Source organism: Micromonospora craterilacus (assembly GCF_003236315.1).
Classification (GTDB): Bacteria; Actinomycetota; Actinomycetes; order Mycobacteriales; family Micromonosporaceae; genus Micromonospora; species Micromonospora craterilacus.
The window spans coordinates 1-25,681 of the sequence record NZ_POTY01000087.1; the positions used below are offsets into that span (position 1 = coordinate 1).

A 25,681-nucleotide genomic window follows, 5' to 3' on the forward strand; every position below is an offset into this window, starting at 1 on the left:
CCCCACCCGAGCGAAACGCCCTGGTGCGGGAGATCTCCCCACCAGGGCGTTTGTCGTTTCTCAAACGATCTGGCCGCTACGTGCCAGATCAAGCGCTGATCTCGGCGGCGATGGCGTGATCGCGGTCACGCGTGGCGTGCTGGTAGATCATCGCGGCGCTGGTGCCCGAATGACCCATGCGCTTGCGAAGGCGGCCGGCGTGCTGTGCGGCAAGGCCGGCGCTCGTGACGTTGTTGACGCCAGTGTGGTCACCGTCGCTCTGGCCTGCGGCGCAATCGTTTTCACCAGCGACCCCGAGGACATCGCGCATCTGGCGGCAGCCTCGGACGTCAGGCCGGGGCTGGTCATCCGCCGCCTCTGATCAAGGCGGGCATCCCGCCTTCGGTGATCAAGAACGCCTCCAGTGGTTGGCGGTGCGCGAACCGCAGGGACCGGCCGCGTGCTTTGGTGGGCTCGCTGCCCGTGAAGTACGGACCATGCAGAGGTTCCGCGCGTTGATCGCGGCAGGTTCTGCCGCAGAACCGGGGCCGCCCAGGCGTTCTAGCGGACGCTCGGCGGTCGGGTACGTCTTGGATCAACGTTCCGGATCCCGGCGGCGTTCCTGGCCGGCTCAACGGCTCCCCGGCACGTGTGTGCTACGTCTGGCCCGAAGCCGTCGCCCTGCTTCGTGTTAAGCGCGCCCTTGCCGAGTCTGGTCTTGAGGTCGGTATGTCGCGGCGACGTCTACCGCGATCTCGATGGCGCGTGCCGCGAGTGGAGAGTGTGTGCGTCCGGCCTGCCACAGCAGGACAATCTCGCGTGGCGGAAGCGGCGGCCGCAGTTCGTGGATGGACAGCGCCTGGTCGGAGGCGACGTTGGCACCCTGGAGGACGAGTCGCGGCAGTATCGCCGACCCTATGCCGGCTTTGACCATCGACAGTACGGCCTCGTTGGCCGCGGCGCGGAAGACGATCTCCGGTTGCGCGCCTTCGCGCGCGAACGCCTGCTCCACGCGGGGGTGGTCGCAGGTGGGCGGCCACGCCACCATCGGCTTGCGGTGGAGCCGGCTCAGCCGTACCGGGCCGGCCGGAAAGTCGTCGCGCGGGGCGACCAGCAGGTAGGGGTCGTCGAGCAGCTTGAGATGCTCGACGTCGCCGTCGATGCGCCGGTCAAAGAACATCAGGTCGACCTGGCCGACCTGCGGCGTTTCGGTTTCGTCTTCGAACAGCCGGATGTCGCAGCCGGGGAACTCGTCGCGCAGCCCGCGAACCACCGGCGGCAGGATCACGTTGGAGAGGCTCTGGAAGGTGCCGATGTCGACCCGGCCCTGGCCCGCCCTGAACCGGTCGAGGGCGGTCGCCATCGCCTGGGCCCGGTCGAGCAGGTCACGACCGTGCGTGAGCACAACCTTGCCGAGCGGAGTGATCCTCACCGGCTTCGGCCCACCCGGACGGTCGAATACCGCGCCGCCGACTGCCTTTTCCAACGCCGCGATCTGCTGGCTCACCGACGACTGGGTGTAGCCCAGCCGCTGTGCCGCCCGTCCGAACGAACCCTCGTCGACGACGGCGGCCATGGTGACCAGATGTCGCAGTTCGACTCCGGACACGAGGTCGAGGTTAGCACGAGAACATCGGCAATGCCGATCACCTTCATCGGGAACGATCGTTTTATGTGATGCCTTATGCGGCCTAGCGTGGTGGTCACGACTTATTCGTGTGAGAGTGCGCGGCGCGCGGCTACCACGCCGTCGCCGGGATGCGTCGATCGTGAGCACGAGGGCTTGGAGGTAAAGGCATGGCCATCTGCTTGCGCTCGGCTCTCTGGTTGCCGCTCTTCGACGATCTGGCCGATCCTCATGTAACCGCACGGCTGGCGGCCGAGGCGGAGGCGGCCGGCTGGCATGGGCTGTTCGTTTGGGACCGCCTGAGCTGGCCCGCACCGGTACGGCAGGTAGCGGACCCGTGGATCACGCTTGCTGCCGTCGCCACCACGACCGAACGCCTGCGCCTCGGCCCAATGGTCACGCCCGTCGCGCGCCGTCGGCCTACCAAGCTGGCCCGCGAGACGGTGACGCTGGACCGGCTGAGCGGTGGCCGGCTCACCCTGGGTATCGGCCTCGGCAGCGACAAGTACGGCAGCGAGCTGTCCAGGACCGGCGAGCAGACCGACGACCGGCGGCGCGGCAACATGCTCGACGAAGCGATGGACGTCCTCACCGCCGCCTGGTCCGGCGAACCAGTGCACCACCGCACCGACCATTACACCGTCGACGGCATCCGGTTCCTTCCCCGGCCGGTCCAGCAGCCGCGGGTGCCGGTATGGGTCGGCGGATACCCTGGCCGGGTCAGACCGCTGAGCCGGGCCGCACGCTACGACGGGTTCTTCCCCATCGACCTCGAACACCCCGACCAGCTGGCCGAGATCGTGGCTACCCTCGCCGATATGCGGCACCATCGCGCAGCGCCGTATGACGTCGCCGTCGCCCTGCCGCCGGGCACTGACCCTGAGCCGTATGTCAAAGCGGGCGCGACTTGGTGGATGCCTGACTTTCCGCCGGAGGTCACCCTGGACCAGGTGCGGGGAGTCATGCGCGACGGCCCCTACGAGAGGAAGGAGCACCAACCGTGGGTACCTTTGCCCTGATCCACGGCGCCGGAGACGTCGGCTGGTACTGGCACCTGGTGGAGGCTGAGCTGCGCACCCGCGGACACGACTGCATCTGCCCCGACCTGCCGGCCGACGACGAATCGGCCACGTTGACCGACTACGCCGAGGCAGTGGTCGACGCGGTTGGCAACCTCACCGACCTCGTGGTCGTGGGACAGTCGTTCGGTGGGTTCACCGCACCCCTTGTCGCTGAACGGCTTCCGGTCGATGTCCTCGTACTGGTCGGCGCGATGGTCCCTTCCCCAGGTGAAGCGCCACGCGACTGGTGGTCCAACACCGGCTTCGAGCAGGCGGTGCGCAAAGAGGCCGCCCGTGACGGCGGCCTCACCGGCAACAACGACCCGTACGTCACCTACTACCACGACGTGCCCCGCGAACTGGCCGAGCAGGCGATCAGCAAGGAACGAAACCACCCGTCGGAGGCCTCCATGAACGCCCCCTGGCCCCTCGACTCCTGGCCCGACGTGCCTACCAGATTTGTGCTGTGCACTCAGGACCGCTTCTTTCCGGCCGGGTTTCTCCGCCGGCTGGTACGCGACCGTCTCGGCATCGTCCCCGACGAGGTCGCGGCCGGGCATTGCGTGGCGCTCAGCCAACCCAAGGCCCTGGCCGACCTCCTAGCCGGGTACGCGGCCACGTTTGCCCGTCCACGGCAGGGTTAGCGCGTCGGCTATGCCCGCCAATCTGATACCACAAAGGGCGCACCTACCTGATCAACGACGTAGCCCGCCGATACGGCCGCGTTCAGGTACGCCCAGCCGGCTGCTGCCTGTGCAGCGACAACGAGACCCTGCTCACCGAGATCCTCAACACCCGCTCACTGCAGGCTCTGCCCCGTCAGCGAGCTTCCGGCAACGTACTAGGCCTGTGCGGACGCAATGGCAACAGCGTGCCGGCGACGGTCGCCGATTGGTTCGCATGGTGGTACCTCCGGCCCACCACCGAAACACCCTGGTTAAGCCTGCGAGCATCCGCTGAACTGCCTGTCACCCCGTCGCCGCAGGCGAGGCGTTACAAAATGCGTCGGCGCGTTCGTGCCAAGCGCTAATTTCAACGGGGGTGGTGAGCTCGGTGGCTCCCTGGTCGGGGGTCTGCACTGAGAAGCGCATCGGCAGAGGATCCGGGCTGGCCAGGCGGCAATCGACGATCAGCCGGACGTCTGTCCCGCCTGTGCTGCCCGGGAGCAACAACAGTGACTGGCCGGTGTCGCGTACCAGCACGCCCGTCTCCCGGGCTCCAACGAAACGAACCACGACCGGTATGGAGCCAGCGTTAACGACCGTCAGCTTGGCGTCCACCTCGGCATTCCCGTCGCGTCTGGTGCCCTCGCTGGTGGGGCCGGCTATGGCGTCGACCGCGACCGTGGCCGCCTGTGCCTGTTGTGTGCGGCGTTCCTGGAACTTGGCAACACCGACACCGCCGAGCGCCACACCGAAAGCGAAGGTACCGACGAGGTACAGCGCCACCCGTTGTCTGGACGGCACGCGCTCACCCGGACCTTCGTCCGATCCGACAGGACCACCATCCCACTGATCCAGGTCGATGAACCCATGCTCTGTTGCCATGCCAGGCAGCATAGGGCGGTGCCGTCGGCGACCGGGGAGGAGATTCGCGGCTCGCCTATTCCGTGCGGTAGGTAAGCCTTCCGGTGTCGCTGATCGTCTGCGGGACGCCGCTGTTTGAAGGGCTGAACACGCGGCAGTCGCAGGCGCCAACGGGTTGCTTCGCCGATGCCTCGGCGTAGTACCAAACCTGGCCCACGTACGCCCTGAAGGTGACACTGCTTCGAGGTGGCACAGCGGCCGCCTCGTATGACTTGCAATCAGCGTCAAAGAGCCAGAGCACGTATGGCTCACTGGACGTTGCGAGAGTGCCGCTGACCGGATCCCCCAACCGTTCCGCAGGAAGGTCACGCAGGAAGAGTTCGTCGTGCAGTTGCTCGCCCTTGGTCTGCTTGATGCAGTCCTTGATGAGCTGTGCCTCGGGAGCCCCCAGGTCGGAGGACGGGTTCGAGGTCGGCTCTGGTTCAGGCGTAGCTGAGGAGGATGGCCACAGGCTGCTGAGAACGCCCCACCTGCCGTCGGTCGCGCTGGGGATCACAGCGAGGAGCACGACAATTGCGGCGAGACCTCCACACAGCCCGACGGCGGCGGCCAGGCGGCGACGGCCCGCCCGGTTCGTGGGTGTCCCCTGAGATGCCACGTCGCGCCTCTCCATTCAGGTGCTTGCTCGGACCGTGCAGCCATTGGCGGAGGGATCAGGGTCACCAGGGTCAATGATCGATCGGAACCCAAGTCCCTTACCTGACGATCTGCCGGCCAGGCTCGTTGCGGTTGCCTGGTAACGGGTGGAGGTCCCGTGCTTCCAAAGCCTCCACTCGACGGCCGGCTGGACAGTGTATGACGCTTCCCGCCCCGGTGTTGTCCCGCGAGATCGGTGAGGATGGTCAGTGCGGGGCTGCCGGCTAGAGGTCGTCGTCGGCGAGGTCGGCCTCGACCAGATGCCGTTCCTGTTCGGTCAACGGGCGTTGCGGCGCCTCGGCCGGCGTTTGGAACCTCTCCCGATGCCGTTGCGCAGCTTCGCCGACGAGGTTCGCGAGGTCGCGTCCGGCGAGGGCGCGCTGCTCCGCTTGCGCGCTGTCCCGCCAGGGCCGCCTGGAGTACTGGTCGAGCGACCCCTCTTCGACCAACTCGCCCCAGATCAGGATCTGCCAGGCGAACTGCGGAAGGTCGATCTCGTCGGTGGTGTGCACGGTCGGCAGCGTGACGCCGTCGGCCTGCAGCCTTTTGCGGACCGCGCCCAACTCCTCCAGCAACGTCCCGCCGTTGTCGGGATCCAGCAGGTTGGACAGCCTGGTGCCGACAATCACGTTGAGCGGCGCGCCGCGCTGGGCGGCCCGTACGCCTTCGTCGCGCAACCGGCTCCGCTCGGTCGGGTCGTCGGTCAGCTCGGCCAGGCGGCCGGTCACCCCGCCTTCGACGGCCACGTTGCCGCTGGCCTGGGCCAGCGCGCGGGCCGCGAGCAGGCTGTGCCGCTGGCGACCACGGTCGGCGCGGGCGTTGGCGACCTCCTGCAACACGGCGGCGGTCGAGGTGAGATCGCCGCTGGCGTACCGGATCCGGGCGCCGATCAACAGGTTGGCCAGCCGCTCCGTGGCCGGTGCCCCGGGTACGGTGCTGAGGATCTCGTGGGCCCGCGCGAGCAGGCTCTCGTCGCCGCCCTCCTGCTGGATCTGCCCGATCGCGGCGAGCAGGTGCTCACGTGCGTCGTCCGGCCGCTCGGCTCGCAGCTGGCTGCGGCCCAGCCAGACCCGCACCTGCGGCAGCCGCGTCTCGTTCAGGCTGGTGTAGAGCTGCTCCAGCCGAAGCAGGTTCTGCTCGCACTCTTCCGGCGGCGCTTCCTGGTCGTCCGCCATCCGGGCCAGCACCCACCGCGCGCGTGCCTCGTACAGCGGGGCCGGGTTCCCACCGATCAGGCCCAGTACCGTCTCGGACTGGGCCTTGGCCGCCGAGACCTCCCCGGCGTCGACCGACATCTCGGCGTCGACGGTAAGCCGGTCGATTCGCTCCAGCACCGTCTCGGCGAGATCGCCCTGTAGGGCGTCGAGCCGTTCGCGCAGCTGCCGCTGCTCCTCGATTCGTCCCTGGACCCGGTAGAAGTCCAGCCACCGCAGCAGCGCGTTGCGCTGCAACTGCGGCCAGCCGACCTTGTCGGCGAATTCCTCGGCCTGCCTGAGCAGGCTCTCGGCCAGGTTCACCCGCCCCTGCTGGTGGCCGGCGCGCTCACTGGCCAGCCGCGCCTCGACCATCGCGCGCTGGATTACCGCGTCGTACTCGCCGCGGACCCACCCGACGCGGCGGGTCAGGGCGATGGCCCGCTGTGCCGCCTCGGCCGCGGCGGCAAGCTCGTTGAGCTGCAGGTAGGTGGCCGAGAGTCGTTGCAGTACGGCGGCCTGATGCATGATCAGACCGCGTCCGGCATAGAAGTCGTGCAGCTTCAACAGGTCGTCACGGGCCTCGACGGCCCGGTCCAGCGCCGGGTAGAGAAAGGTGGCCCGGTCCATGGCGATCAGCGCCACGAGCTGTTCGCCGCCGACCAAACGGGCGGCGATCCGTTCGGCGGCGGCGAAGTTGGCCAACGCCCCGGCCGGGTCGGTGACGGCCCGGCTGCACGCGATGGTTCGCAGGCAGTTCGCTTCGGTCCAGGCATCTCCGCAGCTCCGCGCCAGCGCCAGTGCCTCGTCCTCGTCCTGGTCGGCCCCCTGCGGATCGTAGAGACGCCGCCAGAAACCGAGCCGCGCCAACGTCCGTGCCCGCTCCTTGGTGGAAAGCTCACCCAGCCCACTGCGGGACTGGCGGAAGTGGGTCTGGGCGACCTCAGCGTCGCCCTTTTCCTGAAGGGCGTTGCCCAGCTCCGCGTGCAGCAGGGCGTGCGCGGTCGCCGTGATCGCCCGGCGGCAGGTCTCCGCAGCTTCAGAGAAGCGCGAGTGCCAGGAGGCGGCACCGGCCAGCGTCAGCGCGGAGCGGACCACCAGGGATTCCTCCTGGCCCTGTACGGCGAGACGCAACAGTTCGGTCAGCGCCACCAGGTCGAGTCTGGCCGGGTCGAGCACGTTGTCGAAGTCGCCGAGCTCGGCGGCCAGGGCCCGGGCGGCGCGGGAACTGGCCGACACCGGGTCGCCGCCGCGTACCCGGGGCTCAAGCACCGGCGGCAGCCAGTAGACCGGCTGGTCGCCGGCGGTCGCCTCGTCAAGCAGGTGCAGGCGAGCCAGTCGGGTCGCCCGGTCCGCGGCGTCGGCCAGTGCCTCGGGCGGCACCGGCGTCCCCGGTTGTTCGTCGCGCAGCAGCCGGGCCACCACGCCGATTCCCACCGGCAGGCGCAGCGGCGAGATGCGTTGCAGCAGCAGCGCGTCCTGCGGCTGTTGTCGGCCGATCAGATGGCCCACGACGAGGTCGTCCTGGTAGTAGGTCTCCCGCCGGCCGTGCAGGCGTAGCCGGAGCTGGTCGCCGCGCAGGGTGGGGTCCGCGATGGCGATGCTGCACAACTCGTCGACCATCCGGGTGTTCTCGCCCGCGATCTCCAGAATGATTTGTACGGTGGCGTCGTCGAGCGGATAGGCGCCGTTGTCGAGCCTTGAGATCTTGCGGCGCAGATGCACCTGGCTCAGCGACGTGAGCGGGATGTCGGTCAGGGCGTCGATGCCGGGCACCAGCGGGGGATGTCTGCTGGTCACCAGCACCCGGTGCGGCTTGTCCACCCTGGACACCGCCTCCAGCACCGCGCCCAACGTCGTGGCGGCTGCTTCGGTGGGCGGTGCGTGACCGGTCTTGTCCGGCTCGTTGCGCTCGAACTGGTCGAAGACGAACACCACCGGCTGGTCCGTCTGCGCCAGCACGGTGGTGAGCAGTTCGGTCAGGTCGTGGTCGGCGCGGATGGTGCCCAGCCGGTTGGCCAGATGCTGGTCGTGCCGCATCGCCGTCATCAGCGTGGACCGGTCGAGCTCGGTGTTCACACTGACGAACGTGGTGCTCGGCGGAAGCAGCGCAAGGCATCGGGAAGCCAGCGTGGTCTTGCCGATCCCGCCGAGTCCGTGCAGGAGTGCGCCCCGGCTCGGCCGGTGGTGGCGCGCGTTGAGGCTGTGCCAGAGCGCCTTGAGCTCCGCGTGCCGGTCCACGAACCCCCGCGGGTCGACCCTGGTCAGCCCCCATCGGGTGGCGGGCGCGGCCGCGGTACCGAGCTCGATCACGTCCCGGCTCTCGTCGGCCGGCTGCACCAGCGGCGTCGGCGGCCCGCCGCGCACGAACAGGCGCAACCGATGCCAGTGCCGGTGGCCGCTGTCATACAGCAGGCGGTAGGCGCGCGACATGGCGTACGTCAGGGTGTGGCCCGCCATCAGTGACCGGTAGATCTCGGCGGTGGCCCGGGTGGCGCCGCTGTCCTCGACCGTGTGGCCCCAGCCGATCACCGCAGGAGCCACCTGGGCGATCAGTTGTTCGGCGAGCGACGCCTCCTGACCGGCGACGCTGCGGCGGGCGGTGTGGCAACCGGACAGGAACAGCACCCGGGAGTTCGCCTCCCGCAGGGCACCGGTCAGGGCCTCGGCGTCGGCCAGGAAGGCGCTGCCGAAGGGGGTCTCGGTGACGAAGACCGGCCGCCCGGCGCTGTCCCACTGTGCGTGCCCGGTCAGGTGTATCACGTCGTAGTAGCCGGACGGTTGGGCCCGATGTCGCTCGCGCAGGTCGTCCAGGCAGCCGGTCGGCTCGATGTCGAAGATCAGCGGCAGCCGGTGCAGCGTCGACGTGGTCTCGATCAGACCGGCTTCGGCGTCGGGATCGAGTTCGTACGAGGTCTCGTCGGGGGAGCAGGCCATGAACAGCACCCGCAGCTCGCGGTGCCGGGGTGTGGCGCTGTCCCGGTCGCCGGCGAGCACCCGGATCGGCACCATCGGTCGCTGCCGGACAGCGAGGAAGTCGACGCCGTCGTGCAGCAACTCCCAGGGCAGGTCGGGAATGCCGCTGGCCGCCTCGATCGCCAGTACGATCGGTTCCCCGCCGGACGCCGGCCCGTCGGCCGCCGCCGCGATCTGATCCAGGCCGATGAGCGTGAAAAGTTTCCTGCCCAGGGCCACCAGGTGCGCCTGTCGCTCGTCAGCCGAGTGGAGGTCGTCCCTGTCGTACCCGACGACCGCGCTGATGATCTCCCCGAGTTGGTCCGACGAGACGTCCCGGTGCCCGGCTGCCCATTGCACCCGCAGGCCGCCGGTGCCGTCGCGGCGGTCCAGCCGTAGGCGTACCGCGTCCATTATTCGTCGATGGTCGGGCGATCGGTAGCCGGTGGCTGCGCCACCGCTTCACCCGGATTTCCCTCAAAAATGACGACGAGCTGTTGGATCGTGACCGTCGCCAGCGGATAGCCCGCGTTCCCCTGGTAGACGCTGCCGGCCAGATCCCGGCCGTGGCGCTCCCGGTACAGGTCGCGCCACCGCAGGATGATGTCCGCGGTGGCCAGGGCACCCGCGATCACCTGCGAGATGGTGACCAGCGCCCCCACGATGAGGTTGGGATCCTTCACCCCGGAGTCGCGGTGGCGGACCTCCACCTGCCCGACAATGCCGTCGGAGCTGACGAGATCGTCGGCTGCGGAAACGCTGTCGGAACCTTCAATGAAAACGCGTACGGCCACGGAAGCTCCATATCGGACAGCGGAACCCGGCAACCAACATGGTGCCCAATGCCCGCAAGGGCAGCAAGTAATCGGGCAGCTGCGAAACGTGAGACGTTCGGTGGAGACAGCGAGAGAAAGGCCAATAGCCGACCGGGCTTTTATCGAGCCGCAATGGGAACTCCGGTCCCCGATCAGGGACGACCGACCACCCCGCCCCGGCGGTGTGCGGGGGCGGGGTGGTCGCCCATCAGCGTGATCGGGTCTTCGGCAGGTCGAACTGGTCGGCGCGGCGGCAGTCACGCTGGTTGCCGATCGCGTCCGGGCCCAGCCGGTCGAGCACCGTGCGGGCCCGCTCTCGCCCCAGGTTCCAGGCGTACCACGGGTCCGGCTCGGCCAGGTCGTCGGCGATCCAGCTGAGGGTGCACCGGCGTACCGGGTCCGGCAGGCTGGCCAGGGCGGGAGTGGCGTCCGCGGAGAGCGCCCGCAGGTACCAGGCGTCGATCCGGCCGGTCTCGGCGTACCGGGCGACGTTGCGGCGGGCCGCGTAATCCTCCGGGTTGAGCGCCGCCAGGCTCAGCAGCATCACCACCGCGAGCGCCGCGGTCAGCCGCGGGATCCAATTGCCGCGCCAGCGTACGCCGGCCACCAGGATCATCAGGAAGACCGTGCCGAGCAGCAGCTCGAAGGCCATCACGAAGATCCGCTCGCCGGTGAAGCTGTAGACCTTCTGGTACGTGTACATCCGCGCCAACGCCGACACCACGATGACCACGGTCAGCGCGCTGAGCAGACCGAGCAGGACCCGTAGCAGCACGCGGTCGAGGGGACGGTCCCGACCGGCCCACCGGGTCACCCCGCCGAGCACCGCCAGCGCCAGCACCGTCACCACGACCAGTTGCCAGAAGCCGCTGCGGGCGTACTCGGCGTAGCTGAGGCCGGTGGTCGCCAGCACGTGCCGCTGCCCGCCGAAGAGCACGGTGAACTGGACGGCGACGAAACCGCCGAACAGGGCCACCAGGGTGGCGATCGGCGGGGCCCATTCGACCAGTCCGAGGCTGCGGGTGGTCGGCCGGTCGACCGCGGTCAGGTCCGGCGGCGCGGCGATCGAGTAGATCGCGGCCACCGCGATCAGGCCGCCCAGGGCCGCCAGGAACAGCCACCGGAACACGCCGCTGACGCTGATCTCCGGAATGAAGGCACCGAGCACCTGGGAGAAGGCGGCGTCGGCCGACGACAGCAGCGGCCCGAAGACCACCAGCACGACCACGGTGGCGGCGACCGAGCCGACGACGCGACGGACCATCCCGGGATCGCCGGGCGCCCGGACGTGGGTACGCACCCACGGCAGGCCGCGTAGCGCCGCGAGCGGCGCGGCCCCCAGACTGAACAGGATCGAGCGGACCCGTCGTCCGCCGACGATCGCCAGCGCCGCGCAACCCAGCGCCCCCAGCACGCAGAACGTCACAAGCCACCAGGCGTTACGGAAGCCGAGCACGGCGAACAGCGCCAGGGCGGCACCGGCCCAGCCGGCCCGGACCCAGCGCTCGGCGCGGGGCAGTTCGGCAGTGTGGCGCCGTACCGCGACGATCACGCCGGCGGTCAGGACCAGCCAGCCGAGGAACCAGCCGAGGCCGGTGCGGCCCAGCGGTACGAAGGCCGCCACGCCCAGCGCCCCGGCCAGCACGGCCAGCGGGGTGGCCCGGTTGCGGGCCGGCCCGGGTCCGGGCCACGCCCGGTCGAAGAACGACGGTTGTCGCGGCACCGGCCGGAACCCGTACGCCGCGCCAGGCGGCGGGTAGCCCGGCACGCCCGACACCATCGGCGCGCGCGTGCCGGGCGGCGCTACCGGCCAGCCCGGGGCACCCACGCCCGCCGCTCCGACCGGCGCGGTGCCGCCCGGATCCGTGCCCGCCGGCCCGCTGCCGCCTGGCTCCGAGATCACTGAACCAGCCGCTGACCCGGCAGGCGCCGGTCCGTTGCCCGGCGGCCCGTCGCCTGCCGGGGCGGTGCCTGCTGTTGCGGTGGCCTCCGCCGGTGTCGGCGGTGCGGCCGGCGACGGCGAATCCGCCCCGGACGCCGTGCCTGCCGCTCCGGTCAAGGGGGTTGTTGCAGGCGGAACGGACACGGTGATCGTGGCCGGGCGCGCCGCCGCCGCGGCGCTCGCCGTCGGGCCGTTTGCCGTCGGGGCGTCCGGGTGGGCGGTGACGGCGGGCTCACCGCCGGCCGCTACCAGCGGGAGGAAGATCGCGTAACCCCGGGTGCCCGGCGGCACGTTCACCGGAATTGCCCAGGCGGGCTGGTCGGCCGGTCCGGGCCAGACAATGGACGGCAGCCCGTCGGTGGGCGGCATGACCAGCAGTTGGGGTGCCGTCGCGGCCGGATCCGTGGTGCCGGGGCCGGTTGCGACAGGGGTCTCGCCGGAATCCCCGGTGCCCGGGGAACTCGCGGCGGGTGGCGGCTCGGACACCGCGCCTCCTAGATCGACAAGTTGCCGTCACTCTAGGACCGGTCGCCCGTTCGCGTTGTCCCTAACGGCGGCCGGAGCGTCCGCGCCGGAGCCGCCGCCCACCGCGTGTTAAGAAGGGGCCCTTTAACCACGCTAGGCGTTAACAAGGGGCCCTTCCTTACATCTCAGCTGGTGCCGCGGCCTCGGTCGTCGAGGAGGAGTGGGGCGCGGCCGTTGACCGTGTAGCGGATGTGGGTGACGTCGGGGGCGGACACCACGCGGGTGGGGGTCAGCTCGATCGCCTCGAACTCGTCGAGGTCGAGGTCGGCGTCGAACAGTCGCATGCCGGTGCCCAGCAGGGTCGGCACCACGTGCAGCTCCAACTCGTCGAGCAGGCCGGCCCGCAGCACCTGCCGGACCAGGCTGCCGCCGCCGGCCACGGCCACGTTCTTGCCGCCGGCTGCGGCTTGGGCCTGCGCCACCGCGCTCTCCACCCCGTCGGTCACGTAGGTGAAGCTCGTACCGCCCTGGCGCAGCAGCTTCTGCCGGGGACGGTGGGTCACCACGAAGACCGGGGCGCGGAACGGCGGCTCGTCGCCCCAGGGCACCTCGCCGCCGTCGGCCATCCGGCGGCCCATCACGTACGCCCCGGCCGAGGCGAACGACTCGGCGATGATCTCGGAGTTGGCGTCCTGCCTGCCCCCGGCGAAACCCTGCCGTTCGCGCCAGGCCATCGCCTCGGTGGCCCACCTGGTCACCCGGAAGAAGCCGTGGCTCTCCGCCGACTTCAGCCAGTCACCGTCGCCGTCGTGCCGTGGGCCGGCGTAGAAGCCGTCCATCGACACCGACAGCTGCGCGGTCACCTTTGTCATGTCCGTTCCTCCCGGATCGGGCGGCACCCCCGTGGGTGCCGCTCACCGGTGGATCGGAGCCGAGCCGGCTTCTTCTACCGAACCTGATTGTGACGTGGGTCACTCACAGTCGGCGGCCCGGCGGAGCAGGTGCCGCCGTTCGGGGGCGCTGCCGGCGAGGCTGGCCGCCTGCCGCCAGGCCGCCGCGGCGGCGGCCCGGTCGTCGGCCAGTTCCAGCAGGTGGGCACGGACGGCGTGCAGCCGGTGGTGCCCGGCGAGGATCCCCGACTCCACCTCGGCCAGCAGGGCCAGTCCGGCGGCCGGCCCGTGCACCATGCCCACCACCACCGCCCGGCTGAGCGTGGCCACCGGGTTGGGTGCCAGTCGGTCCAGCAGTTCGTAGAGGGCGAGCACCTGCGGCCAGTCGGTGGCCTCGGTGGTCGGCGCCTCGGCGTGCACCGCGGCGATGGCGGCCTGGACCTGGTACGGCCCCGGCGGCGAGGTGGCCAGGCTGTGCGCGACCAGCGCGCATCCCTCGATGATCGACGCCCGGTCCCACCGCCCGCGATCCTGTTCGGCCAGCGGCACCAGCTCACCGTCCGGCCCGACCCGCGCCGCCGCCCGCGCCTCGGTCAGCAGCATCAGGGCGAGCAGGCCCGCCGTCTCGCCGTCGTCGGGCAGCCGCTCGCACAGCCGGCGGGTGAGGCGCAGCGCCTGCCAAGTCAGGTCGGCCCGGACCAGCTCGGGGCCGCTGCTGGCGCTGTAGCCCTCGTTGAACATCAGGTAGAGCACCTGGCGGACCACGGCCAGCCGTGGCCCCTGTTCGGCGGCCGGTGGCAGTGCGAACCGGGCACCCGCCTCCCGAAGCCGCTGCTTGGCCCGGGAGATCCGCTGCCCCATGGTCTTCTCCGGCACCAGGAAGGCCGCCGCGATCTCGGCGGTGGTCAGCCCGCCCACCGCACGCAGGGTGAGGGCCAGCTGCGCGGGCGCGGGCAGCGCCGGGTGACAGCAGAGCAGCAGCAGTTCCAGCAGGTCGTCGCGGGGCGGTTCGGCGTCGGGTGGCGGGGCGACCAGCGCGTCGCGTGGGGTGGCGTCGAGCACCGTACGCTCCCGGCGGGTCCGGGCGGTCTCGGCGCGCACCTGGTCGACGTACCGGCGGGTGGCCACGGTGTGCAGCCACCCCGCCGGATGCTCCGGTACGCCCTCGCGTGGCCACGCCTCGACGGCGGCGACCAGGGCCTCCTGCACCGCGTCCTCGGCCCGGGTGAAGTCGCCGTAGCGCCGCACCAGCGCGCCGAGCACCTGCGGGGCGAGCCGGCGCAGCAGGTCCACCGCGGCCGCGTCGAGGCTCAGCGGTCGTCCCCGTCCCGGGCCATCAGCGGCCAGATCTCGATGCCGCCGCCGATGCCGGCGCCGAGCCGCAGACCCGGGTACGACCGGGCGATCTCCAACGCCCGCTGCTCACTGTCGACGTCGACCACGAAGTACGAGCCGACGTACTCCTTCGCCTCCAGGTACGGGCCGTCGGTGACGACCGGGGTGTCGCCGCGCATCCGTACCGCCCGGGCCGGGGACTCCAGCCCCTGCACGTCCACCAGCTCGCCCGAGGCCCGCAGCGCCTCGTTGAAGGCGTCGACCTTGCCGATCAGCGTGGCCAGGTCACCGTCCGGGAGGGCGCCCCAGACGTCCTCGTTTCCGTAGATCAACATCAGGTACTTCATGTGGCATCCCTCCGGGAAGTCCGTGTTGTCCGAAAGGTGACAGGACGGCAAGCCCTGCCCCGACGCACTGTTGTAGCAGGTAGAGAGGCTGCGGATGGCGGGCCACATCCGACTCTCCGGCCGGGCGGGGACCGCAACGTCCCCGCAAGGTCGCCAGCACCGAGCCCGGCCGCGGCGGTCGCGACCGGTCCCGGCGTCCCGCGCCGGTGGCCCCGCGTACGCCGTCACGGCCGCGTCTCGGCCGACACCGCCCGGTCGTCAGGGCCGGTGTCCCCGCGCCCGACAGCGACGTCGCCGCCACAACCACGCCGGATCCTCGCCGGGGCGTTGACGCGCCCGGCTCCGGCCGTCGTCGCAGACCCGCCGCACCGGCAGTGCAGACCCGCTGGTCGCGGCGGCCGAGCCCTAAGGAGCCGTCATGGCTGCTCCCACCGCGACCGCCTCCCTCAACGCGACCAGCTACGCACCCGGTGCCCAGATGCTGCTCACCGTCAACTACAACGACCCCGACACGAAGGCGCTCACCGTCACCGTCGTGGTCACCGACACCCAGGGCAACAGCAGCGCGCCGGTCAAGGTCGGCGCCGTCATCGACCCGCTCACCATCACCGTCACCGACGACTCGGGCCGCACCTGGACCCGGGTGTCGGACAACGGCACGGTGGCCGTGTACCGGGCAGTGGCGTGATGCCCAGGGTCACCGTGACCGTGCGCGACAGCGGCGGACAGGGCGCCACCGCCACGGCCAACTACACGATCACGCCGCCGGTGCTCGGCGGCTACTACCTCTCCGGCGGTGCGGACCCGACGGCCGACATGACCGGCGGCAACTTCCGCTCGCTGACCCAGTACCGCAGCTTCGCCGACGGCTACGTCTTCCCCGGCTACAACCGGCCGTGGCTGGTCACCCTCGGCCGGGCCGGAGTGCAGGTCAACATGGTGCTCGAACTCAAGCACTACGGTGCGCCCGACACCGGGCCGCAGACCTTCACCGTGGACGGCGTGAAATACACCGTGCCGGCCCCGGCGATGACCATCCAGCAGCGCCCGAGCACGGTCTGGCCGAAGGCGTACGGCTACAGCCAGGTGCTCGCCGGGCAGTGCGACGGACTGTTCGCCCGGGCGCTGTCGCAGTACCGGACGATGGGCTTCGGGGTGAACATCCAGCTCGCCTCCGAACTGGACACCGACCACGAGTTCGGCACCACCGAGGCCGGCAAGCAGTACACCTGGGCCGAGTCGGACGCCCGGGCGGTGCAGGCGGTCACGTACATCGTGAACTGGTTCCGGGCCAAGGAGCTACCGCAGGGCACCACCTTCTCGGTCGGCCTCGGCGGCTTCGACCGGGCCTGCTATCAGCGCACCCACCCGGAGGCGCTGATGTCACGGCTGGACTTCCTCCAGTGGAACGTCTACGCGACCAACGCCAGCCACACCGCGCTGGACCGGTTCCGGCGGACCAAGGACTGGGCGGTGGTCGACCTCGGCCCGGTGGCGCTGTCCCGCCCGGTGCTCATCGCCGAGTGGGGTGTGCGGGTCGCCGAGATCCCCGACCAGGCGGGCTGGATCGGCACCGTGCCGCCCGCGATCGCCCGCCTCAACGCCGAGCGCGGCCCGATCATCGAGCGGACGAACTACTTCAACTCGGGCTGGGGCACCCTCAGCCCGAAGGCGACCGGGCTGGCCGCGCTGCGGGCCGCGTACGCCCGCCCGCCGTACGCCTGACGGTCGGCTGCGGCGGTGCCGGTGGGCCGATCCGTCGTTGTGGCCCGCCGGTACCGATCCGCGTTGCCGAGTGCCCGCCATGACCCGGGCAGCGCGGGTTACACCGACCCACCACCAGCTCGGCTTTCTATGCTCGACGCATGGAACTGCGGATCTTCACCGAACCCCAACAGGGCGCCAGCTACGACGACCTGCTCGCCGTGGCCCGTCGCGCCGAGGAGACCGGCTTCGGCGCCTTCTTCCGCTCCGACCACTACCTCATGATGGGGGCGGTCAGCGGCGAGCCCGGCCCCACCGACGCCTGGACGACCCTGGCCGGGCTGGCCCGCGACACCCGGTCGATCCGGCTCGGCACGCTGATGACCGCCGCCACGTTCCGGCTGCCCGGCCCGCTGGCCATCACCGTCGCCCAGGTCGACCAGATGAGCGGCGGCCGGGTCGAGCTGGGCATCGGCACCGGCTGGTACGACGCGGAGCACAGCGCGTACGGGATTCCGTTCCCGGGGCTGGGGGAGCGGTTCGACCGGCTGGCCGAGCAGCTTGCCGTGATCACCGGCCTGTGGCGGACCCCACGGGGTGAGACCTTCGACTTCGCCGGCCGGCACTACCAGGTCAGCGACTCACCGGCACTGCCCAAACCGGTGCAGCGGCCTCATCCGCCGATCCTGCTCGGCGGCCGGGGCGTGAAGCGTACGCCGCAGCTCGCCGCCCGGTACGCCGACGAGTTCAACCTGCCGTTCGTCTCGGTCGACGAGTCGGTCGCCCAGTTCGAGCGGGTCCGTGCCGCCTGCAAGGAGGTCAGCCGCGACCCTGCCGAGCTGACCTTGTCCAACGCCCTGGTGCTGTGCTGCGGGCGGGACGACGCCGAGGTGGCCCGCCGGGCCGCGGCGATCGGCCGGGAGCCGGACGAGCTGCGCGAGAACGGCCTGGCCGGTACGCCCGCCGAGATCGTCGACAAGATCGGCCAGTACGCGGAGATCGGCAGTCAACGGATCTACCTCCAGGTGCTCGACCTGAGCGATCTTGATCACCTGGACCTGGTCGCCACCGAGGTGATGCGGCAGCTCTGACCGCCGTCCGTGAGCCAGAGTGCCCGGCCCGCGACGCTCAAGCCCGGGGCGGCGGGCCGGGCGTGGGTGCCGGCGTCGGCACCGGACCCGGCGTCGGGCTCGGCTGCGGGCCGGGCTGGGACCGGAGGTACGCCTCGGGACCGCTGGCCGGCTCCACGCCGCTGCCGGTCGGGTCCAGCTCCTCCTCCGAGGGGTACACGTCGCCGCGAGGGGCGGGATCACGGTAGCTGCTCATCGGCGTAGGGTTCCCCGACGAAGCCGGCGGTAACCGTCGGCGCGGAGAGGGGGTCCTCGTGTCGGCGCACCGCAACTGGGCGGGCAACGTCCGGTACGCCGCCCGGGCGTACCACCGGCCGTCGTCGATGGACGAGCTGCGCGAGCTGGTCGCCGGCAGCGACCGGATCCGGGCAGTGGGCAGTGGGCACTCCTTCAACCGGCTCGGCGACACCACCGGCGACCTGGTCACCCTGGCCGGGCTGCCGGCGACGGTGCGGCTCGACGAGGAGCGACGGACCGTCGACGTGCCGGCCGCCATGCGCTACGGGGACCTGGCGACCTGGCTGCACGAGCGCGGGTACGCCCTGGCCAACCTCGCCTCGCTGCCGCACATCTCGGTGGCCGGTGCGGTCGCCACCGGCACCCACGGCTCCGGCAACGCGGTCGGCAACCTGGCCACCGCGGTCGCCGGCCTGGAACTGGTCACCGCGGCCGGCGAGCTGCTCACCGTGGACCGGGACGCCGACGACTTCGCCGGGATGGTCGTCTCCTTCGGTGCGCTGGGCATCGTCACCCGGCTCACCCTGGACGTGGTGCCCACCTTCGACGTCCGCCAGTACGTCTGCCTGGACCTGCCCCGCTCGGCGCTGGACGCGGCGTTCGGCTCGGCGTACAGCGTCAGTGTCTTCACCGACTGGCGCTCCACCCGCGGCACCCAGGTCTGGCGCAAGCAGCTGGCGGAGCAGGCCGCGCCCCCGGCGGACTGGCTCGGTACGACGCCGGCCGACCGGCCGTGGCATCCGGTGCCCGGCATGCCGGTGGTCAACTGCACCGAGCAGCTCGGTGTGGCCGGCCCCTGGCACGAACGGTTGCCGCACTTCCGGCTCGGCTTCACCCCCAGCAGCGGCGACGAGTTGCAGTCGGAGTACCACCTGCCCCGGGCCGTGGCCGCCGACGCGCTGGCCGCGCTGGACGAGGTGGCGCACCTGATCGCGCCGGTAGCCCAGACCAGCGAGCTACGGACGATCGCGGCCGACGAGCTGTGGCTCAGCCCCAACCACGGCCGGGACAGCCTGGCGGTGCACTTCACCTGGATCGCCGACGCCTCGGCGGTACTGCCGGTGGTCGCCGAGGTGGAGCGTGCCCTGGCCCCCTTCGCCCCGCGCCCCCACTGGGGCAAGGTCTTCACCCTTGCTCCCCACGCGATCGCCGCCACCTACCCCCGCTGGCCCGAGTTCACCGCCCTCCTGCACCACCTCGACCCCAAGGGCAAGTTCCGCACCGAGGACCTGGACCACCTCTTCCCTCGCTGACCCCCACCGACGGCTCAGCGGTTGGGGGTGGGCTCGTTGCGGAGGTGGCCGCGTTGGACCGCGCGGCTGATGTCGCTCGGCGAGACGATGCCGACCAGGCGGCCGTCGGTCACCACCAGCGCCCGGCCGTCGGCACACTCGCTGAGCCGGGGCAGCAGGTCGGTCAGCTGCTCGTCGGGGGAGGCGCGCACCAGATCGTCGGCCCGGCAGGCCACCGCCTCGAGCCTGGTGCTGGCCCGCTCGTCGGTCGGGACGCCGCGTACCCGGTCGAGGGTGACCAGCCCGACGGGCCGGCCGTCCTCGGTCAGCGGCAGTGCCGTGTGCCGGTACGCGAACAGGTAGTTGTCGACGAAGTCGGCGACGGTCATCTCGCTGGAAGCGGTCTGCGGCTGCGGCGTCATCACCTCGGAGACCCGGATCCCGCGCAGCGCGCTGCCCATCCGGGCCTGCCGCTCCTCCAGACCAGCGGCGCCGATCAGGAACCAACCGATCAGCGCCAGCCAGAGCCCGCCGATGCCCGCGCCGCTCAGGAACCGCCACAACCCCAGGCCGATCAGCACCACGCCGAGCACCCAGCCAGCCCGCGCCGCCACCACCGACGCCCGGTTCCGGTCCCCGGTCGCCTTCCATACCGCCGCGCGCAACAGCCGACCGCCGTCAAGCGGCGCCGCCGGCAGAACGTTGAAGATCGCCAGCAGCAGGTTGATGCCGCCGAGCCAGGCCGTCGCGCCGAACAGCAGGCCGTGCACCCCGGCCACGCTCAGCAGCATCGCGATCACCCCGAAGAAGGCGCCGATGACGAGGCTGACCAGCGGCCCGATGCCGGCGATGCGCAGCTCCGCACCCGGGCTCCGGGCCTCGCCGCGCAACTCGGCGACCCCACCGAAGAGCCAGAGGGTGATCCCCCCGACCCCGAGCCCGTTACGTTTGGCCACGACCGCGTGGGACACCTCGTGGGCGAGCAGGCCCAGGAAGAAGACCACCGCCGCCGCGAGGCCCGCCAGCAGGTACGCGATCGCCGACTGACCGGGGTACGACCGTGGAAACAGGTTGGCCGACAGCCCCCACCAGATCAGCGCGAAGATGACCAGGACGCTCCAGTTCACCCCGACAGGTACGCCCACGATCCGACCGAGCCGAAAACTCGCTCTCATATGTCGGTGATACCCCCGCACCGTCATCCCATGCCAGGGGCAAAAGTCATCTGTTGGGGTTTGTGGCCGTTTCCGCCAGCGAAACTCGGTTTCGGTCATGCTCCGCGCTCGTTACGGTCGCACAGTGATAGAGGCGCGGGAACTGGCGAAGCACTATCGGGTGCACCGGCGGCAACCCGGCCTACGTGCCGCACTCCGGTCGTTCGTCCGGCGTGAGCACGTCACCGTCCGGGCGGTCGACCGGGTCAGCTTCACCATCGCCGAGGGAGAGGTCGTCGGTTTCCTCGGCCCCAACGGCGCCGGCAAGACGACGACGTTGAAATGCCTGACCGGTCTGCTGCATCCCACCACCGGCGCCGTACGGGTGCTCGGGCACACCCCGCACCGCCGGGAACCCGAGTTCCTGCGCAGGATCTCGCTGGTCATGGGTCAGCGCAACTCCCTGTTCTGGGATCTGCCCGCCGCCGACGCCTTCGAGGTGAACCGGGCGATCTACGGCATCGCCCCCGGCCCGTACCGGTCGGCGCTGGAGGAACTGGTCGACCTGCTGGACCTTGAACCGTTGCTCCACAAGCAGGTCCGGGTGCTCAGCCTCGGCGAGCGGATGCGCTGTGAATTGGCCGGCGCCCTGCTGCACCGACCGGATGTGCTCTTCCTCGACGAGCCGACGCTCGGCCTGGACGTCAACGGCCAGGCGGCGGTACGCACCTTCCTGCGCGACTACAACACCCGGCACGGCGCCACCGTCCTGCTGACCAGCCACTACATGGGCGACGTGACCGCGCTGGCCCGCCGGGTGCTGGTCATCGACCACGGCACGCTGCGCTTCGATGGTGACCTCGCCGCGCTGGTCGAGGCCCACTCGCCGCACCGGCTGGTCCGAGTCACCCTGCGCGAGACCGTGCCGGCGGAGACCTGGGCCGGCCTGGGCGAGGTGTCGTCGATCGACGGCGCCGTGGTGACCCTGGCGGTACCACGGGCCGAGACCGCCGCGATCGCCGCCCGGCTGCTGACCACCCTGCCGGTCGAGGACGTCGCGATCGAGGATCCGCCGGTGGAGGAGATCATCCGGAACGTCTTCGCCCATGCGTGACGTGCTCCCCGCGTACCCCTCGCTGGTACGCAGCGCCACGCTGGTGGCGGCGACCTACCGCGGGCGGGTCGTGCTGTCGCTGCTCACCGCGTTCTTCCCGCTGCTGACGATGGCGGTGTGGCTCACCGTCGTCGCCGAGGGCGGACCGCCGGACGGCTGGACCACCGACGACTTCCTCTCCTACTACGCGGCGGCCACCCTGCTCTGGAACCTCACCGGCGACCGGGTGGTGTGGCAGTGGGACGCGGACATGCGCAGCGGCGACCTGTCCGTGCGGCTGTTGCGCCCGGTGCACCCCTTCCACCAGTACGCCACCAGCGACCTCGGCCAGCGCCTGGTGTTCCTGGTGGTGCTGGTGCCGGCCCTGGTGCTCGCTGCCTGGCTGGTGCCGGGACTGAACTACCCGGCGGATCCGCTCCGGCTCGCCGCCGTGGCCGCCGCACTGGTGCTGGCGTACGCGGTCAGCCTGCTGATGGCGTCGACCTTCGCGTTGATCGGGTTCTGGAGCACCCAGACCACCAACGGTTGGCTGCTGTGGTGGGGGCTGGGGTCGTTCGCCTCGGGATGGGTCGCGCCACTGGCCCTGATGCCTGACTGGCTGCGTACGGCCGGGCTGGTGCTGCCGTTCCGCACCACGATGGGCTTTCCGGTGGAGCTGCTGATGGGCCGCCTCGACGCGCATCAGACGGCGTACGGCTTCGCCGTCGGGCTCGGCTGGCTCGCGGCGTTCGCCCTGCTGTACCGGGTCGCCTGGCGGTTCGGGGTCCGCCGCTACCAGGCGGTGGCCGGATGAACCCCTGGCCGCGCCAGGCGCGCATCCTGGGGATCTGCTGGCGGGCGGCGGTGACCGGCGAGATGGAGTACCGGTTCAACTTCCTGGCCAACTTCGCGTTGAGCATGTTCTGGATGCTGTGGGCGGCGGCCGGCGCGTCGGTCTACTTCCGGTTCACCGGCACCGTGGCCGGCTGGACGCAACCCGAGGTGCTCGTGGTCATCGGCCTGTTCTTCGCCCTCAACGGCCTGCGCCAGGCACTGTTGCAGCCGAACCTGGAGCGGATGACCGAGTACGTCCGGCGGGGGACCCTCGACTTCCTGCTCACCAAGCCGTTCGACGCGCAACTGCTGGTCAGCCTGCGGCACCTCAAGGTCAACAATCTGCTCGACCCGGTGCTCGGCCTGACGTTGACCGTGATCGGTGTGGCACTGTCCGGCCGGGGCGTGTCGGCGGCCGCGCTGGCCTCGTTCCTGCTGCTGCTGGCCTGCGCCGTGCTCCTGATGTACGCCCTCAGCGTGGTGCTGATGTCGCTCGCGGTGGTGCTGGTGGCCGGCGAGGAACTCGGCCGGGTCTCCTTCGCCTTCGTCGAGCTGTCCCGCTTCCCGGTGGAGATGTACCGCAACCCCGCTCAGGCCGTGCTCACGGTCGTCCCGGTCGCGTTCCTCACCACCTACCCGGCGGCGGCTCTGCTGGGCCGACTCGACGCGTACCTGCTGCTGCTCGCGCCGGCCGTGGCCGCTGGCGCGGTCGTCCTGGCCACGCTGCTCTGGCGGCGCTCCCTACGCTCCTACGCCGGCGCCAGCGCCTAGTACTCCTGGCCGGAGTCGCCAGCGTTTCCGACCGGACGACCGTGAGCCCGTCGCCGGCCGGTAAGACGAGGGCCCGGTTACAGCCCCATCCTGATCGCGGCGATCTGGCTCCACAGCAGCACTCCCGCCGCACCGGCGGCGACGGCCGTGGCGAGGAAGATCGGCCATGACTTCTCCGCCCTGCGGTGCCCGAGGCCAGCCGTCGCCCCCAGCGTGGCGAGGATGACGCTCACCCCTGCCGAAACGACGCGGCCCAGGTAGAAGCCGTCCAAGGCGTCCCAGGCCCGGAAGATCATCAGGAATTGCAGCCCTTCGCCGGCAAGCAGCCCAAGCGCCGCCCCGGCGGCGATCGACGCCGGTATCCGCGTCCCGTGCCGGATGTGCGACCCCAGCAGACCCAGCGACACGCCCGCGGCAACGGACGCGACCAGCCAGAAGGCGGTGGCTCGGCCCACCGACGCCAGGCCCAGGGCGGCAGACGAGCTGCCGTCCTCCAACGCGCCGAACCGCCAGCGTCGCCCGTCCGCGAGAATGAGCCCGTAGTACACGACCGTGGCGAGAACCAGGACAGCCGTGGCGTTGACCAGAGCCGCCCGCCGGTGTGCCGACGCGTAGCCGGCCAGCAACGCCGCCGCACCCCACGCGAAGCCGGTGCTGGTCAGCGTAAGGATCACTTCACCCACGACGCCCGGCACCTCATCGCCGACGAAGGCGAACAGTCCCAACGCCCCACCCGCCACGAGCACCGGCCGCCACGACCCGACGCGGTGGGTGTCAACTGCTTGTTCCGGCGTAGCCGCCGATGCGATCAAGTGGATCCCTAACTGCCCGAGAGGCGCTCTCCCCGACTCCGCCCCGTGGGCATCGAGCGTGTCCGGTGCGACCGTACCGGACCATCTACGTTTCGTCCCCGGTGCGCCGTGGGGCGTCCGGCGCGGGGGTCTGGCACACCGGGCGGGCCTGCCCATGCCGAATGGGGCCCGACGACGCCGCAGCCCCGCACCCGACTTCGCCACCTCTTCCCCGCAGGCGCCCTCAACCGCACCTAGCCGCGTCGAAATCTTGGACAGTTACCGTTAGGACGTAACGGTAACTGTCCAAGATTTGGAAGTAGTGGGCTGGCGGTTCCGTTTGCCGCGCGAGCGGGCGCGCCGTGGGGCCGCGCATGCCGAGTGGCTGTGCACCATCCGCTGAGGCAAATGCGTCCTCCAGAGGGTGATGTCACAGAGGCATATTTATGTCTGTGTGGCATCACGCTTGCGAGGAAAGTTGGCTCCGGGCGCGACACACCCGGCAAGGCCGGCCCGCGTCGGCCCCACGGAGCTCAGGCCGCCACCCTTGAGGATGCCGTCTCGGCCCTGCGGTGACCTGGTAGGTCCGGCAGGGCCGGGGCTTCGCTCCGGTCGACCAGTGACCGGACGAACTGGCTGGCGTCCTGGTGGCGTAGCACCGACTGGCGGCCCTGTCGGCCGGCCTCGCACTGCATGACGATGGCGGCGGCGAGTTCCGCGTCGGTCTTCGGCCACGGCACCAGCCCGGCGTGGGCGAGCACCTCGGCGTTGGCGCGGCCGTGGGCGGGGATCGGTCGGAACGTCACCGCCGGCAGGCCGGCGGTGAGCGCCTCGGTCAGCGACAGGCCGCCCGCGTTGTGCACCAACACGTCCGCTGCCGCCATCAGGCTGGCCACGTCGGAGCGCCAGCCGAGCGCCACGACCCGGTCCCGGCCGGACAACCGGTGGCGGAGTCGCTCGTTGCGTCCGCAGAGGACCAGCACGTCGGCGACCCCGGAGGCCACGATCGCGTCGACGGTGGGAGTCACCTCGCCCATGCCCTCCGAGCCGGCCACCAGCAGCGCCACCCGTCGGTCCACCGGCAGGCCCACCGACCGGCGGATCGCGACCCGTTGCGCCGCGGTGTGGACCTGCTCGAACGCCGGGGACACCAGGCCGCCGACGGCGCGCATCGGGACGCCGAACTCGCGGGTACCCATCGCAGCGGTCGCCTCGGTCACCGTCAGGTGGTGGTCGACGTCGGGATGCACCCAGAGGCGGTGTACGGCCGGATCGGTGAGGTACGTGACGGCCGTGGCGGTCAACCGTCCGGCGCCGCGCAGTTGGCCCAGTGACTGGCTGGCCAGGGGATAGGTGGACACCACGACCGGGTATCCCGCCGCCCAGCGGCCGATCTGTCGCTGCGCGAGATGGCACATCCCGTCGACGGCCCGATGCACCCAGTTGCCGCGTTCGATGCCCCGGTACACCCACTCGAACAGGTTCGGCGCGTGCCGGACGCTGCCGGTGTAGCCGTCGCGCAGGGCCAGCCGGCAGGGCAGGGGTACGGCGTCGAGGAAGTCGCGTACCGCCACCTGGAGGCCGGCCCGCTCCAGCCGGGCGCGTAGCTCGGCCGCGGCGCCGTCGTGGCCGGCGCCGACCCCGCCCGTGATGATCAACACGTCGCCGGGGGCGGCGTTCTCGCGGGCGGTGTGGCTGAACACCGGGACTCCTTCTGCCGTACGGGTGACGCGCGGTTCCGGTGGTTCTGCGTGGGTACCGCCAACCGGGGTACCGGGTCCCAGGACAGTAGGCCGCTATTGCTTACCCCCGGCTTACGGCTGGATGGTCGCCGGACCAATTTCGGGCATCCGGGCGGGTCAGCAGGGCGAGGCCGGGGTCGATTGGGGTGGCGGCCCACGGCC

The 25,681-nt window shown here is 71.0% G+C and carries 21 protein-coding genes and 1 pseudogene; 10 read left to right on the top strand and 12 right to left on the bottom strand.

Features of this window, described 5'->3' with window-relative positions:
* A pseudogene (locus tag C1I95_RS36385) lies at positions 1–361 on the top strand (hypothetical protein); the annotation flags it as partial.
* 309 nt (positions 362–670) lie between these two features.
* On the opposite strand, the gene C1I95_RS15480 reads toward C1I95_RS36385, so the two are convergent.
* Positions 671–1,588, bottom strand: coding sequence for a LysR family transcriptional regulator (locus C1I95_RS15480; protein ID WP_111214537.1), 918 nt, complete (start codon positions 1,586–1,588; stop codon positions 671–673).
* Between the two features lie 218 nt (positions 1,589–1,806).
* On the opposite strand from C1I95_RS15480, the gene C1I95_RS15485 reads away from it, so the two are divergent.
* The gene (locus C1I95_RS15485; protein ID WP_199523764.1) at positions 1,807–2,625 is read left to right on the top strand and encodes an LLM class flavin-dependent oxidoreductase; all 819 of its coding nucleotides are present in this window, start codon (positions 1,807–1,809) and stop codon (positions 2,623–2,625) included.
* Complete coding sequence (locus C1I95_RS15490) at positions 2,607–3,311, top strand: alpha/beta fold hydrolase (protein ID WP_111214539.1); 705 nt, start codon at positions 2,607–2,609, stop codon at positions 3,309–3,311. Before C1I95_RS15485 ends, C1I95_RS15490 begins: the two co-directional genes overlap by 19 nt.
* Before the next feature lie 324 nt (positions 3,312–3,635).
* Here the strand turns inward: C1I95_RS15490 and C1I95_RS15495 are convergent, their stop codons facing one another.
* The 7 genes from C1I95_RS15495 to C1I95_RS15530 form a co-directional block, all read right to left on the bottom strand.
* Complete coding sequence (locus C1I95_RS15495; protein WP_146605732.1) at positions 3,636–4,214, bottom strand: hypothetical protein; 579 nt, start codon at positions 4,212–4,214, stop codon at positions 3,636–3,638.
* Between the two features lie 899 nt (positions 4,215–5,113).
* A complete protein-coding gene (locus C1I95_RS15505) occupies positions 5,114–9,451 on the bottom strand; it encodes an AAA family ATPase (protein ID WP_111214542.1) in 4,338 nt (1,445 codons plus the stop codon).
* Complete coding sequence (locus C1I95_RS15510) at positions 9,451–9,831, bottom strand: hypothetical protein (RefSeq protein ID WP_111214543.1); 381 nt, start codon at positions 9,829–9,831, stop codon at positions 9,451–9,453. The genes C1I95_RS15505 and C1I95_RS15510 overlap by 1 nt, the downstream gene beginning before the upstream one ends.
* 229 nt (positions 9,832–10,060) lie before the next feature.
* On the bottom strand, positions 10,061–11,620 hold the full coding sequence (locus C1I95_RS15515; RefSeq protein ID WP_233513684.1) for a DUF4153 domain-containing protein: 1,560 nt from the start codon (positions 11,618–11,620) through the stop codon (positions 10,061–10,063).
* A gap of 824 nt (positions 11,621–12,444) precedes the next feature.
* The gene (locus C1I95_RS15520) at positions 12,445–13,131 is read right to left on the bottom strand and encodes a dihydrofolate reductase family protein (protein WP_111214544.1); all 687 of its coding nucleotides are present in this window, start codon (positions 13,129–13,131) and stop codon (positions 12,445–12,447) included.
* 99 nt (positions 13,132–13,230) lie between these two features.
* On the bottom strand, positions 13,231–14,442 hold the full coding sequence (locus C1I95_RS15525) for an RNA polymerase sigma factor (RefSeq protein ID WP_233513685.1): 1,212 nt from the start codon (positions 14,440–14,442) through the stop codon (positions 13,231–13,233).
* A 17-nt stretch (positions 14,443–14,459) separates the two neighbouring features.
* Positions 14,460–14,831 (bottom strand): YciI family protein, encoded by a 372-nt coding sequence (locus C1I95_RS15530; RefSeq protein ID WP_158566406.1) that lies wholly within the window; start codon positions 14,829–14,831, stop codon positions 14,460–14,462.
* Positions 14,832–15,249: 418 nt separating this feature from the next.
* Here C1I95_RS15530 and C1I95_RS15535 point away from each other — a divergent pair, with 418 nt between their 5' ends.
* From C1I95_RS15535 to C1I95_RS15545, 3 genes are all read left to right on the top strand, one after another.
* Entirely contained in the window at positions 15,250–15,519 is a 270-nt protein-coding gene (locus C1I95_RS15535) for a hypothetical protein (RefSeq protein ID WP_111214547.1), read from the top strand.
* Positions 15,519–16,556 (top strand): hypothetical protein, encoded by a 1,038-nt coding sequence (locus C1I95_RS15540; protein ID WP_111214548.1) that lies wholly within the window; start codon positions 15,519–15,521, stop codon positions 16,554–16,556. Before C1I95_RS15535 ends, C1I95_RS15540 begins: the two co-directional genes overlap by 1 nt.
* A 140-nt stretch (positions 16,557–16,696) precedes the next feature.
* Complete coding sequence (locus C1I95_RS15545) at positions 16,697–17,626, top strand: LLM class F420-dependent oxidoreductase (RefSeq protein WP_111214549.1); 930 nt, start codon at positions 16,697–16,699, stop codon at positions 17,624–17,626.
* 37 nt (positions 17,627–17,663) lie between these two features.
* Here C1I95_RS15545 and C1I95_RS15550 read toward each other — a convergent pair whose 3' ends face one another.
* On the bottom strand, positions 17,664–17,861 hold the full coding sequence (locus tag C1I95_RS15550) for a hypothetical protein (RefSeq protein ID WP_199523765.1): 198 nt from the start codon (positions 17,859–17,861) through the stop codon (positions 17,664–17,666).
* A 58-nt stretch (positions 17,862–17,919) separates the two neighbouring features.
* On the opposite strand from C1I95_RS15550, the gene C1I95_RS15555 reads away from it, so the two are divergent.
* Complete coding sequence (locus C1I95_RS15555) at positions 17,920–19,155, top strand: FAD-binding protein (RefSeq protein ID WP_111214550.1); 1,236 nt, start codon at positions 17,920–17,922, stop codon at positions 19,153–19,155.
* Between the two features lie 14 nt (positions 19,156–19,169).
* Here C1I95_RS15555 and C1I95_RS15560 read toward each other — a convergent pair whose 3' ends face one another.
* On the bottom strand, positions 19,170–20,309 hold the full coding sequence (locus C1I95_RS15560) for a site-2 protease family protein (RefSeq protein ID WP_111214551.1): 1,140 nt from the start codon (positions 20,307–20,309) through the stop codon (positions 19,170–19,172).
* 124 nt (positions 20,310–20,433) lie between these two features.
* On the opposite strand from C1I95_RS15560, the gene C1I95_RS15565 reads away from it, so the two are divergent.
* Genes C1I95_RS15565 through C1I95_RS15575 form a run of 3 tightly spaced genes read left to right on the top strand, consistent with a single transcriptional unit; the run spans position 20,434 to position 22,986 of the window.
* The gene (locus C1I95_RS15565) at positions 20,434–21,402 is read left to right on the top strand and encodes an ABC transporter ATP-binding protein (protein ID WP_199523766.1); all 969 of its coding nucleotides are present in this window, start codon (positions 20,434–20,436) and stop codon (positions 21,400–21,402) included.
* The gene (locus C1I95_RS15570; RefSeq protein ID WP_111214553.1) at positions 21,395–22,195 is read left to right on the top strand and encodes an ABC transporter permease; all 801 of its coding nucleotides are present in this window, start codon (positions 21,395–21,397) and stop codon (positions 22,193–22,195) included. Before C1I95_RS15565 ends, C1I95_RS15570 begins: the two co-directional genes overlap by 8 nt.
* A complete protein-coding gene (locus C1I95_RS15575) occupies positions 22,192–22,986 on the top strand; it encodes an ABC transporter permease (protein ID WP_111214554.1) in 795 nt (264 codons plus the stop codon). The genes C1I95_RS15570 and C1I95_RS15575 overlap by 4 nt, the downstream gene beginning before the upstream one ends.
* 77 nt (positions 22,987–23,063) lie before the next feature.
* On the opposite strand, the gene C1I95_RS15580 is transcribed toward C1I95_RS15575, so the two are convergent.
* Positions 23,064–23,711, bottom strand: coding sequence for a hypothetical protein (locus tag C1I95_RS15580; protein WP_146605733.1), 648 nt, complete (start codon positions 23,709–23,711; stop codon positions 23,064–23,066).
* 599 nt (positions 23,712–24,310) lie between these two features.
* Complete coding sequence (locus C1I95_RS15585) at positions 24,311–25,480, bottom strand: MGDG synthase family glycosyltransferase (protein ID WP_111214556.1); 1,170 nt, start codon at positions 25,478–25,480, stop codon at positions 24,311–24,313.
* Between the last annotated feature and the right edge of the window lie 201 nt (positions 25,481–25,681).